Here is a 12,271-nt window from a genome sequence, read left to right as displayed (position 1 = left end):
GAAACCGCTAAAACCGCCACAGCTGCCGCTGTCACTAAAGCATTGGGTTCTGGTATCGAATTTGAAAACTTTGATAAATCAGTACGTCCACAGGACGATTTCTATAAATATGTTAACGGTACTTGGCTAAAAAAATCTGAAATTCCAGCCGATCGCACTAGCATTGGTGCCTTCTACGATCTGCGTGAAAAATCCCGTGATGACGTTAAAGCCATTATCGAAGAAGTGGCCGCCACGCCAAATCTGGCCGTAGGCACTGACGAGCAAAAAGTGGCTGACCTTTACCGTTCATTTATGGACACTGCGACGCTAAACAAGCTGGGCGTGACGCCACTGAAAGGCGAGTTTGATGCCATCAACGCTCTAAAAGATAAAAACGAGCTGGTGAAATACTTCGCCCACAGCCAAATCATGGGCGCCGGTACACCTATCGCCTTCTACATCGATATCGATGCGAAAAACTCTAGCCGTTACGCCACTCACCTATGGCAATACGGTTTAAGCCTGCCGGAAAAAGATTACTACTTCAACGAAGCGGAGCGTTTCGTCAATATCCGTAAAGCTTACGTTGCTCATATTGAAAAAATGTTCACGCTGGCAGGTCTTGCGGATCCAAAAGCCAGCGCTGAGTCAATCCTCGCCCTCGAAACGGCGATTGCCTCTAAACATTGGGATGTGGTTGAAACCCGCGACAGCACTAAGACCTACAACCTGTACCAAGTTAAAGATCTGCCAAGCTTAGCGCCAGATATCGACTGGACTGGCTACTTAACGGCATTAGGTGCTGACAAGCAAACCGACATTATCGTTAACCAACCAAGCTATATCCAAGGCCTGAACGAAGTCCTCAAAACGACCGATCTGGCGACTTGGAAAACCTACATGCAATGGCAAGTGCTGACCCACGCGGCGAGCAACTTGAGCGAAGAGTTAGACAACGAGAACTTTGCTTTCTTCTCTAAAACCCTTAACGGACAAGAAGAACAAGAGCCACGTTGGAAGCGCGGTGTTGCGGCAGTCAACGGCATATTAGGTGAAGTGGTAGGTAAAGTGTACGTGAAGCGTCACTTCGCTCCAGAAGCCAAAGAGCGTATGCAAGCATTGGTTGAAAACCTGCGCGGCGCCTACGGCGACAGCATCAAAGATCTGACTTGGATGAGCGATACCACTAAGCAAGCTGCTGCCGAAAAATTAGCGAAATTCAACCCGAAAATTGGTTATCCAAACAAGTGGGAAGATTACAGCAAGCTGACCATCAAAGCCGATGATTTGATCGGTAACGCGGTTCGCGCAAGCGAAGTTGAGCACGCTAAGTCGCTGGCTAAGTTAGGCGCGCCAATCGATAAAGACGAGTGGCACATGACCCCACAAACGGTTAACGCCTACTACAACCCAACCATGAACGAAATCGTGTTCCCAGCAGCCATTCTGCAACCACCTTTCTTCAACATGGAAGCGGATGATGCCGTCAACTACGGTGGTATCGGTGCGGTTATCGGCCACGAAATGGGCCACGGTTTCGACGATCAAGGTGCTAAGTTCGACGGCGAAGGTAATATGCGAGACTGGTGGACAGAGAAAGACTTAGAAGAATTCTCTGCCCGTGGTAAGGCGCTGATCGCACAATACGATGGCTACTATGTGTTTGACGATCTGCACGTCAACGGCAGCCTGACCTTAGGCGAGAACATCGGTGACTTATCGGGCGTGACTATCGCTTACCGTGCGTACAAAAAGTCGCTCAATGGTAAAGAAGCACCAGTTATCGACGGTCTGACTGGCGACCAACGTTTCTTCATCGGCTTCACGCAAATTTGGCGTGCAAAAGCCAAAGAAGAAGCCCTGCGTAACCGTGTAGCGACAGATCCACACTCACCTGCGGAATTCCGTGCATTAGGTGCGCTGTCTAACATGCCAGAGTTCTACACTACCTATGATGTGAAACCTGGTGATGCTATGTATATCGCGCCAGAGAAACGCGTGAAAATTTGGTAATTCCAAATTAATTCAAGATAGTAATCAACAAACCCAATGGCGCCGCTCACAATAGCGGCGCCATTTTTTTAGGCGCGAAAAATGTGAACCTAAGCCAAACATGAACAAGTCTTCATCATTGATTCAGCTTTAATTAAGCCACTCCAGCCTATGGTATTCCCGTGATGTGTATCACTCCCATAAGGAAGTAGGCCGTTATGAATAAGTTATTTCGTACCTTTTTTATCTTTCTACTCTTATTATCGACCCGCACAGGCGTAGCCAATCCTTTAGATATCAATGACAGCAGAGCCGAACGCGGCAATTACAGTGCAAGACAGGCTCAAAGCCATGATCTGCATGGTCTTTATGCGCTCAACACTCAAACCTTCGACACCCCACGTCAAGCGTCGGCCTGTTTAGACAACTTATATTCCAACGCCCACGTGGCCCAGAATGAACTCGCAAGCCTGTTGCAAACAGTGACGGCCAGTTCACAGGCGCAGGTGATTTTACCTGACGTGAAAAGCTATCAACGCGCCGCCGAGAAGGTCGCCACCAAATTTAATGGGGATGCTAGCCAGATCACCGATCTTGCCCGCGCCAGCATCGTCAGTAACAGCATCTCCGAGCTGATGCAAAGCTACTACGCCTTAAGCGAGCAAGCTCAGGTCGTCAAACAGAAAAACCGTTTCGCCGAGCCTAAAGCCTCAGGTTATCGCGACCTTAACTTACTGGTACGTTTGCCCGAAAGCGGCATAATTGCCGAGGTCCAATTACACCTTAAGGATATTGCCGACATTAAAAGTGGCCCAGAGCACAAGGTTTACGAGCAAGTTCAACAGATTGAGGCGAATGCAATAAAACAACAACGTGCATTAAGTGAGTTTGAAACCGCACAGATCGCTAAGCTACGCCAAGAGTCCCATAAGCTGTATCACAAAGCTTGGCTTAACTATAAACGCGTCGATGAAGGACTGCTGCTGACTAACTCAGTTGCTTAATCACCCGTTTGTTTAATTGTTTAATCGCTTAACCGTTTAACGCTGTACCACTTCCACTGTTGCGCTGGCTATTTGTGAAAACAGATGCCAGCGCTTTTTTATGGCGTAACCCCAGTCTTAGCCCAAAGCGTCATCTCACTAACAATCGATCTATGCCCACTATCGCTCACAGCCCTTCCCTCGCATCCAAACTGGTTTCCCTATATAATCCCGCGCCATAAGGCGACCCTTAAGGAAATTCCATGCACGACATTATTGAGCAACTCCAAGAACGCAGCGAAACAGTGCCAGTGCCACTCGAGTTACCCACATTCGAGCAGTTAGTGGAGGTTGAGGAACAGATTTTGATCCCACTGCCACGGGAATTAAAGGAATACCTACTCCATGCCAGTGATGTGATTTATGGCGCGATTGAGCCTGTGACCGCAGCCGATCCCTATTCACACACCTATTTACCCGAAGTCACCTGCTATGCTTGGTCAATCGGCTTGCCAAGGGACTTAATCGCCATCTGCCAATTGGGCGATGACTTTTACTGTATCGATCAGGATGGCCAAGTTCACTTCTGGCAAAACGGTGACTTTACCGATACTTATTGGGAATCCTTCTGGGAATGGGTCGAAGATATTTGGCTTAAAAACAAATACTGATTTTACCGAGATTTTATTTTTATCAACTTGAGAACCGCATTATGTCTAAAAATATTGGCTTGAACGCCATCGAAATCAGCTACTTACGCCAATCACTCAGCCTCAGTGCGGCTCAAGTAGGACAACTGACCAACCACAGCGAAGCCGATGTATTAGCCTGGGAAAATGCTGAAACACAAGCCCCTGAACTGGCTCAGAAAAAGCTATTAGATCTTGACGATATTATCGAGATGCAAGTGCTCAATACCACTGACGGCATCGAAGCCTTATTCAAGAAAGAGCCTAAGCGTCACCTAGCCTTCGTGGTGTATCCAACCCAAGCCGTTTACACTCAATATAATCCGGAATTTTTAAGCTCGCTGCCGTTAACTGAGCTGTACAACACAGCGGCATGGCGCATTAAGAAAGAATGTAAACTGGTGCTCGAAGTGGATGTTAGCCTAGTCAATCTCGATGTCGAAGCCTACAAGGCATTCCGTGAGCAAAATGGGTTAAGTGAGAGCCGTGAAAGCCGTGCGAAATGGGCGGCGACTCAGCTATAAACGCTAAACGACTTAAGCAAAAAGGGCAGAAGTGAATCTTCTGCCCTTTTGTTTTTTTATCGCTTAGTGCTGATTAAGCCTGTGCAGCTGCTGCGACGGCTTCCATTTTGGCGAGTGCCGATTTACGCGAAGGACGCGCCGCAATTCTATCGCGATACGCCGCTAATTTAGGCGGGATCTGCTGCTCAAATAAAGTGCCCCAAAGCAGTGTATGGGCCAACAGGATATCGGCAACCGATAAGGTATCGCCGAGTAAAAAGTCGCTATTGGGCAACATAGCTTCGGCCAAGGCCGCCGCCTTATCAAACTCCCACACAGCGCAAGGCATGATGGAGGGATGACGCTGCGCTTCCGGCAGCGCGAATTTATGCTTGCCTAGGGTCCACAAAGGCTGCTCGAGTTCGGTAATAATAAAGCTCACCCATTGATGATGCTGACCAGATGCTGCACTGCCCGCTTCAGGTAACAAGTTGCCAAACTTCTCCGCCAGATACAGGCAAATAGCCGCAGACTCAGACAATACAAGATTATCGTCGGTTAACACTGGCACTTTACCGCAGGGATTAAGCGCTAAGAAAGCGGTGCTACGGTGCTCGCCCTTATTCATATCCACAAACGAAAAGGCCCACTCGGCGCCTAACTCTTCTAGCACCCAAGCGACTCGTAATGCACGGCTGCGGGGCATGCCATATAAGGTGATCATATTAACGTCCTTTTAGTGATGACTGATTAACGAGAACGAAGATACACTGTGTCGCAGCAGAGTAAAATACAAAAACGGCGCCGAAGCGCCGTTTCCAATGACTCTGCCAATGACTAATTAGAAGTTCATGGTCAGTTTGGTATAGATATAACGTCCCATTGGGTTGTGTACAGAAATCACATAACCATAGAGGTCAGTATCGCCGTCACCAATCGCAAACGGTGGTTCTTCATCGAACAGGTTGTTCACGCCTAATGTCAGCTTGAACATCTCGTTGAAACGGTAACTACCTGACATATCGACTAATAACTGTGCATCAACCATACGAGACTTATTGGTTTCGAAGTCTAACACGCCGTCAAAGTCGATATCTGGAGTATCTTCGAACTCACCGATGTAGCTCAGGTTTACGTTGGCCGCGAAGTTATCCATGGTCCAGTTCGTGGTAAGCAACCAGCGATGTTGTGGGAACTTGTACTCGCCTGTGTAATCAAGACCGTCTTTTTCGAAGTTATGTAGGTAGCTGTACTCTAGGCCAAACTTCAAATCACCAAAGCTATCTAACTCAAGACCATAGTGGGTTGACAGGTCAACACCCTGCACATCCTGCGAGCTTAAGTTGATAAAGCTTGAGTGAATAATGCTGATAGGACCTAAGGTTTGACCCGCTTGCGGTGCTAAACGCTCACACACTGTGCTGTTTTGATCGTTACAGTTTGCAGTGTAGATATCGCCCAATGGCTGCTTATCGATCTTGTTATCTTGAGTGATGCTGTAAACATCGAAACCGATATCAAACTTCTGGCTTGGCGCCCAGATAAGTCCAAGGTTCCATGTTTCTGACTCTTCGGCATCCAACTCAGAGTTACCTTGGAATTCAGTGTTGTAGTCGAGCGCTTCGCAATCCACCCCATCGGCGGCGCAGCGATAAGTATCGATAAAGAAACTACTTTCGCGTGATGGGCCTAAACCGATTTGTGCTAATGAAGGCGCACGGAAACCCGTTGACCAAGAACCACGGCTTGTCAGCTCATCGGTGATGCCCCATTGGAACGCCACTTTAGGGTTAGTGGTTGAACCAAAATCGCTGTAGTGGTCGTAGCGACCCGCGAGTTGCAGCTCAAAGTTATCCGTGACAGGAATAGAGAACTCCACATAACCCGCGTATTGGTCACGAGAGGCCGCCGCAGACACCGCTTCGGTACCAAAAATCAGCCCACGTTGGAACTGTTCATCCGGCACGTCGCTCACGCTTTCTTCACGGTATTCTACACCCGCTGCCATCATAATATCGCGGTCCGCCAGCGTGAACGCTTGACCCGAAATGTTCGCCGCATATGAAGTCATGCTCGACAAACCTTGGCGGACAAGGCTAGTCGTGATGGCATCGATCACATCCTGCGAGTTCATCGTGCCACCAAAAGGATTGTAGCGGCCAGCATCGATCTCAGCTTGTAGATAATCGGTTCTGACCCAACCTTGGCTACGATCGCCAGTTTGCATCGATTCACTGCGGCCGCGTTGTACCGAGGCTTCCCAATCCCAAGTTTTGATAGTGCCACGTAACCCAGCAACTAAACGCAGGGTATCAGACTCAATATCCCAACGGCGTGCGCCCGCATCCACAGTACGGAAACGACCGATTTCAATATCTTTGCCCCAAGGATTATTAGGGTGGGTACCCGGTACAGTTAAGGCCGCATCTTCATCCAGAGGTGTGGGCGCACCACCCGCAATAGAGGAGTTATGTTGCGCCGCTAACTCGAGGAAAGCAGTCAAATCGTCATTGAAATGGTAATCGAATTGACCAATAGCCCCGATACGCTCAGCCTCAGGGATCACTAGGTTGTAAGGGCCGTAGTCGAATAGACAACTGCCACTAGCTGTTGCGCGATCGGCCGGACAGGATGGGTCGATAGTCTTCACGCCATCAACATAAAAATAACCGGGGAAACCACGGGAAGAACGAAAATCCTCACCACCGTAAGGACTTTGATCCGCAGTGCCAAAACGGCCTAAATCGGTCGCTGACAGCGTTTCGTTTTTAAAGTAATCAAGGATAATAGATGCACTGCCCTTTTCGGATTTGGTTCCCCAGACAACACTCGCCGTGGTTTCATCGTAACCCGTACCAGGGGTGTCGCCGTAACCTAAGTTAACCTCAATCCCTTCGATGTCTTTTTTCAAGACAATGTTGACTACGCCCGCAATCGCATCGGAACCGTAAATCGCCGACGCACCATCTTTCAGAATATCTATTCGCTCAATCGCTGAAACCGGAATGTTGTTAATGTCGACGAAGGAGTTAGTGATACCTTCAGCAAAAGCACTTGCCGCGACACGACGACCGTTGATCAATACCAGAGTGGCGTCAGGGCCTAAGCCACGTAAACTGATCGAGGCTCCGCCGTTTGCGGTCGAGTCTTGGCTGTTACCACGGGTAGAGAAAGCACCTGCACCGTTCGCAGGCATCCGCTCTAGTAACTGCTGCAGGTTGTCAAACCCCATGTTAGCAATATCTTCTTTGCCGATGGATTGTATCGGCGACGGTCCCTCAATATCGGTACGCTTAATACGAGAACCCGTCACTTCAATACGTTCAACTTTATCAGCACCATTTTCAGCTGCATAGCTAACATTCGGGGCAAACGCCATTGCGATCGCGATAGCACAAGCATTGGGTAGAATCTGAGGTCTTTTCATTTGCATTCCCTAACTTTAGTATTGTTGGAATTAATTTACTTTAATTCAACCTTTTATTAACAATATTCAAGGTAATGTGTTGTGAAACAAAGTCAATGGCCCACTGAAAAAGTTAAACTTTTGTTACTAATAAAAACCATGTATTTTTCAGCACAAACATCTCAAGATAGTTAACAACTCACTGCATAAAATAGGGACGAAAATGCAAGAACAAACGATTCATGAAGCCGAATTTGAAGCCAACTTAGGCATGTATTGGTTACTCGCAGGGGCCGCTTACTTCACCCTAAGCATTGTAGGTATACCTTTGTTATTGCTTTGGTTTCCTCTTGGTTTATGGGGGACGCGTCGCTATATCAACAATATGAGCGCGCGTCTCACCAGCAAAAAGCTGATCGTGCGCAGAGGCATATTAACCCGCACCGAAAATACCGTTCCCTTAGATAAAATTACCGATATCGCCTTAATCCAAGGTCCCATAATGCGCCTAATGGGATTACATAAACTCACCGTCGAAACTGCTGGACAATCGGGAACGGGTGCCTTAATCAGTCTAGTGGGCATAGTCGATGCCCCTAGTTTTAGAGCACAGATTTTGGAGCAGAAGGAACGCTTGAGTGACAAGCATCCACAACCTGAAACATTACCCGCTACAAACGATAATGCGCTACTCGGCCAGCTTGTCGAAATAACCGCCAGTTTAAAACGTATCGAAGGCTTACTCGCATCCAAACACGATGCTTAACAGTTAATTCGATCCAAATTTAGAATGTATGCATTAATATCAAACAGATAAATTTTCACCGATAAGGAAGTACGCACCACGCCATGGACAACTCTGAAGTTAAACCACTCTCCATCAATTGGACTGCACAGCTCGCCCTTGGCATAAAAGCCATGGGACCGGGAGTGTTGATGGCCGCCGCCGCGATTGGGGCTTCACATTTAGTATCATCCACTCGCGCCGGCGCAGAATTTGGTTGGCAATTGGCTTGGGTCATTCTTGGCGTAAATTTGCTGAAATACCCCTTCTTTGCCGCAGGTGCGCGTTACACCGCCGCCACGGGCGAAAGTTTACTGCATGGATATCTTAAGCAAGGCCGAGGTTATCTGTGGTTATTTACTGGACTTAATGTGATCGCCTCTATTGCAAGCACCGCTGGGGTCTGCATGCTAACAGCCGCCATGCTCACCCAGTTTATTCCATTACCCATAGATATTTTGGCGTTACTGGTGCTGATAAGCTCACTGTTGTTATTGATTTTAGGGCATTATTCTCTGCTCGATAAACTGACCAAAATCATTATGTTTGCCCTGACGCTCACCACTTTAATTGCGGTCGCGCTGGCATTTGATCATATGAAAGCACTGGAAAGTCAGTTTGTGTCGCCCTCACCTTGGCAGTGGGCCCATGTGGGATTTTTAGTCGCGATGATGGGCTGGATGCCTGCACCGATTGAAGTCAGCGCATGGAATTCATTGTGGTTGCTGGAAAAACAAAAGACTTCGCTGGTAACACCATCACAAGCTCTGCTCGATTTTAACTTAGGCTATATCATCACCGCCCTGCTGGCAGTGGTCTTTCTGGCATTAGGCGCTCTGGTAATGCATGGCAGCGGCGAACATTTTTCTGAATCGGGTGCCCAATTTGCAAATCAGTTAATCAACTTATATAGCCAAGTCATGGGCGGTGAAAGCAGATATTTGATTAGCATAGTGGCATTTTTATGTATTTTCAGCACCACTGTCACCGTCATCGATGGCTATAGCCGCACCTTGAACATGGGCTGGCAACTACTCGCTCGCGCAACAGTCACCGAAGTCCAGTCGGATAAACGCCTGACAAGCATCATGCTCAGTGTCAGTGCGTTAGGATTATTATTAATCCTGTTTTTTAAGGGCGCACTGCTGCCATTACTGGAGTTTGTGATGATTTTAGCCTTTATGACCACAGTAGTCTTTGCATGGTTAAATTATCGCTTAATGACCAGCAGCCAACTCCCAGAAGCTGACCGCTACGGCACAAAAATGAAATGCCTCTCTTGGATAGGCTTAATTTATTTACTTATTTTTGCCGTACTTTTTATTTACTGGTACTGGGTAAAGGCCTAGCAGGTGTTCAACGCTAGCGTGATATTAATGATTAACACCACAAATACCGCTGAATCCTGCATCTTCAGGTTGTTTGGGTATATACTATCTGCTCTTAAACCAGACTGCGCAGCCGCGCCTAGAGATGACCATGATAAACAATGATATTTTGCGCCGTTTGCGCTTCGTATTCGATTTTAGCAACGCCAAAATGATTAAGATTTTTGCCAAAGTGGGTAGAGAAGTCTCCACCGAAGAGATGATTAACTTACTGCGCAAAGAAGAGGAAGAAGGTTATAAAGCCTGTAACGATACCACCCTATGTCAGTTTTTAGATGGTCTAATCATCGAAAACCGTGGTCTACGTGAAGGTGCTGAAATTCCTAAACCAGTATCAAAATTAAACAATAACTTAATCTTCAAAAAATTACGTGTTGCCCTCGAAATGCGTGAGGAAGATATTGTGGCCACCCTAGCACTCGCCGAAGTGCAAATGTCTAAATCTGAATTAAGTGCCCTGTTCCGCAACCCGGACCATAAAAACTTCAAAGCCTGTGGCGATCAGATCCTGCGCAACTTTATCCGTGGCTTATCGCTAAAATACCGCGGAGTCTAATGTTTCTTCCGCTTAAAATAACAAACGCAGCCTTGGCTGCGTTTTTGTTTTTATCTCGCCGTTAAACAAGCTTTTGCTTGGCAGATGTATTTACAATCAATTAACAGAACTCTGTTTTAAACAGTAAGAATTGCCTGTGCTGCAAAAAAAGCCACAAATAGCGCACGACACAGGCAACAAAGATCACATTTCGTGATAACCTTACGTGACCTATAGCACGTCTCAAGCACGTACCGAACCACTTAAACAATAACTCAAAGGTTACCCATGGACGATAATAAACGCCCCCTCTATCTTCCGTTTGCAGGACCTGCCATTCTTGAAGCGCCATTGATTAACAAGGGCAGTGCATTTTCTGAAGAAGAGCGTATTTTCTTTAACCTCGAAGGCTTAGTACCCTATGCCATTGAAACTATTGAAGAACAAGCATCGCGCGCCTACGATCAGTTCAGAAGTTTCAATAACGATCTCGATAAGCACATTTATCTGCGCAACATTCAAGACACCAACGAAACCCTGTTTTATCGTTTAGTGCAAAATCATATCAGCGAAATGATGCCAATTATCTACACCCCAACGGTAGGTTTGGCCTGTGAGCGCTTCTCGAAAAACTATCGCCGTAACCGTGGTCTGTTCATCTCTTACCCAAACAAAGACAGAATTGACGACATCCTCAATAACTCGACTCGCCAAAAAGTAAAAATCATCGTTGTGACCGACGGTGAGCGCATCTTAGGCTTAGGCGACCAGGGTATTGGCGGCATGGGGATCCCGATTGGTAAATTGTCACTCTATACCAGCTGTGGTGGGATCAGTCCCGCGTATACACTGCCAATAACCTTAGACGTAGGTACCGACAATCCACAGTTGCTGGAAGATCCTATGTACATGGGTTGGCGCCATCCGCGTATTGGTGGCGAAGAGTATGCCGAGTTTATCGAAGCCTTTATGCAAGCCGTGCATGTACGTTGGCCAGATACTCTGATCCAATTCGAAGATTTTGCCCAAAAGAATGCGATGCCAATCCTTGAGCGTTATAAGGATCGCTACTGCTGCTTTAACGATGACATTCAAGGCACCGCCGCTGTGACTGTAGGTTCGTTACTCGCCGCCTGTAAAGCCGCGGGTACTGAGCTTAACAAACAGCGTGTCGCCTTCTTAGGTGCTGGTAGCGCTGGCTGCGGTATTGCCGAAGCTATCGTTGCGCAAATGGTGTCTGAAGGGATCAGCGACGAGCAAGCCCGCAGCCAAGTCTGCATGGTTGACCGTTGGGGCCTGCTGCTCGACAACATGCCTAACCTGTTGCCATTCCAACAAAAATTGGCTCAAAAATGTGCCGATATCAGCAACTGGAATAACTTCAGCGACAATATTTCACTGCTCGATGTGGTCAATAACGCTAAGCCAACGGTACTGATTGGCGTATCGGGCGCACCGGGTTTGTTTACCGAAGAAATTGTTCGTGCAATGCATAGCCACTGCGAACGTCCAATTATCTTCCCACTGTCGAACCCCACCAGCCGTGTTGAAGCGACGCCAAAAGACATTCTGCACTGGACGTCTGGCCAAGCCTTAGTGGCAACGGGTAGCCCGTTCGAACCTGTGGTTGTTGATGGCGAGACCTATGAAATCGCGCAATGTAACAACAGCTTTATCTTCCCAGGCATTGGTTTAGGTGTACTCGCCTCGGGAGCTCGCCATGTCTCCGATGCGATGTTAATGGCATCGAGCCGCGCGCTCGCCGAATGCTCACCGTTAGCCATTAATGGCTCAGGGCCACTCCTGCCAAAACTGGAAGATATTCACTCAGTGAGTAAGCATATTGCGTTCGCCGTCGGTAAAGTGGCGATTGAGCAAGGCTTATCCTTACCTGCGAGTGATGAGCTGCTGATGCAATCTATCGAAGATAATTTCTGGAAGCCAGAGTACCGCCGTTATAAGCGTACTTCGTTCTAATTTCAGACATTATTCCAATAAAAAGCCGTCAA

At 47.6% G+C, this 12,271-nt stretch carries 10 protein-coding genes; 8 read left to right on the top strand and 2 right to left on the bottom strand.

Annotated elements, in window-relative coordinates; translation table 11 throughout:
• The 4 genes from SHEWPOL2_RS19965 to SHEWPOL2_RS19950 form a co-directional block, all read left to right on the top strand.
• Positions 1-1,995: M13-type metalloendopeptidase (locus SHEWPOL2_RS19965; RefSeq protein WP_050991414.1), on the top strand; the 1,995-nt coding region annotated here is incomplete at its 5' end.
• A gap of 197 nt (positions 1,996-2,192) precedes the next feature.
• Positions 2,193-2,978: a RelA/SpoT domain-containing protein gene (locus tag SHEWPOL2_RS19960; RefSeq protein ID WP_037431004.1), complete on the top strand. Its 786-nt coding sequence runs from the start codon at positions 2,193-2,195 to the stop codon at positions 2,976-2,978.
• Between the two features lie 242 nt (positions 2,979-3,220).
• A complete protein-coding gene (locus SHEWPOL2_RS19955) occupies positions 3,221-3,628 on the top strand; it encodes an SMI1/KNR4 family protein (RefSeq protein WP_011623923.1) in 408 nt (135 codons plus the stop codon).
• A gap of 41 nt (positions 3,629-3,669) precedes the next feature.
• Positions 3,670-4,170: a DUF4447 family protein gene (locus SHEWPOL2_RS19950; protein ID WP_037431002.1), complete on the top strand. Its 501-nt coding sequence runs from the start codon at positions 3,670-3,672 to the stop codon at positions 4,168-4,170.
• Between the two features lie 73 nt (positions 4,171-4,243).
• Here SHEWPOL2_RS19950 and SHEWPOL2_RS19945 read toward each other — a convergent pair whose 3' ends face one another.
• Complete coding sequence (locus SHEWPOL2_RS19945; RefSeq protein WP_037431000.1) at positions 4,244-4,873, bottom strand: glutathione S-transferase family protein; 630 nt, start codon at positions 4,871-4,873, stop codon at positions 4,244-4,246.
• 117 nt (positions 4,874-4,990) lie between these two features.
• Positions 4,991-7,576, bottom strand: coding sequence for a TonB-dependent receptor (locus SHEWPOL2_RS19940; protein WP_037430999.1), 2,586 nt, complete (start codon positions 7,574-7,576; stop codon positions 4,991-4,993).
• A 202-nt stretch (positions 7,577-7,778) separates the two neighbouring features.
• Between SHEWPOL2_RS19940 and SHEWPOL2_RS19935 the strand changes: the two genes are divergently transcribed.
• The 4 genes from SHEWPOL2_RS19935 (at position 7,779) to SHEWPOL2_RS19920 (ending at position 12,239) form a co-directional block, all read left to right on the top strand.
• A complete protein-coding gene (locus SHEWPOL2_RS19935; protein ID WP_037422218.1) occupies positions 7,779-8,321 on the top strand; it encodes a PH domain-containing protein in 543 nt (180 codons plus the stop codon).
• Positions 8,322-8,404: 83 nt separating this feature from the next.
• Positions 8,405-9,688 (top strand): Nramp family divalent metal transporter, encoded by a 1,284-nt coding sequence (locus SHEWPOL2_RS19930; RefSeq protein WP_037430996.1) that lies wholly within the window; start codon positions 8,405-8,407, stop codon positions 9,686-9,688.
• A gap of 130 nt (positions 9,689-9,818) precedes the next feature.
• The gene (locus SHEWPOL2_RS19925) at positions 9,819-10,283 is read left to right on the top strand and encodes a DUF1456 family protein (RefSeq protein ID WP_037430992.1); all 465 of its coding nucleotides are present in this window, start codon (positions 9,819-9,821) and stop codon (positions 10,281-10,283) included.
• A gap of 267 nt (positions 10,284-10,550) precedes the next feature.
• Complete coding sequence (locus SHEWPOL2_RS19920; protein WP_023268525.1) at positions 10,551-12,239, top strand: NAD-dependent malic enzyme; 1,689 nt, start codon at positions 10,551-10,553, stop codon at positions 12,237-12,239.
• Positions 12,240-12,271 lie beyond the last annotated feature (32 nt).

The sequence above is a fragment of the Shewanella sp. POL2 genome (genome assembly GCF_000282755.1).
Lineage (GTDB): Bacteria > Pseudomonadota > Gammaproteobacteria > Enterobacterales > Shewanellaceae > Shewanella > Shewanella xiamenensis.
This window is presented reverse-complemented; position numbering and strand designations above follow the sequence as displayed.

Bases quoted from the DNA above. Each gene is read 5' to 3' on its own strand.
- SHEWPOL2_RS19920 (WP_023268525.1), top strand. From the start codon at position 10,551: ATGGACGATAATAAACGCCCCCTCTATCTTCCGTTTGCAGGACCTGCC.
- SHEWPOL2_RS19955 (WP_011623923.1), top strand. From the start codon at position 3,221: ATGCACGACATTATTGAGCAACTCCAAGAACGCAGCGAAACAGTGCCA.
- SHEWPOL2_RS19940 (WP_037430999.1), bottom strand. From the start codon at position 7,576: ATGAAAAGACCTCAGATTCTACCCAATGCTTGTGCTATCGCGATCGCA.
- SHEWPOL2_RS19935 (WP_037422218.1), top strand. From the start codon at position 7,779: ATGCAAGAACAAACGATTCATGAAGCCGAATTTGAAGCCAACTTAGGC.
- SHEWPOL2_RS19925 (WP_037430992.1), top strand. From the start codon at position 9,819: ATGATAAACAATGATATTTTGCGCCGTTTGCGCTTCGTATTCGATTTT.
- SHEWPOL2_RS19950 (WP_037431002.1), top strand. From the start codon at position 3,670: ATGTCTAAAAATATTGGCTTGAACGCCATCGAAATCAGCTACTTACGC.
- SHEWPOL2_RS19945 (WP_037431000.1), bottom strand. From the start codon at position 4,873: ATGATCACCTTATATGGCATGCCCCGCAGCCGTGCATTACGAGTCGCT.
- SHEWPOL2_RS19960 (WP_037431004.1), top strand. From the start codon at position 2,193: ATGAATAAGTTATTTCGTACCTTTTTTATCTTTCTACTCTTATTATCG.
- SHEWPOL2_RS19930 (WP_037430996.1), top strand. From the start codon at position 8,405: ATGGACAACTCTGAAGTTAAACCACTCTCCATCAATTGGACTGCACAG.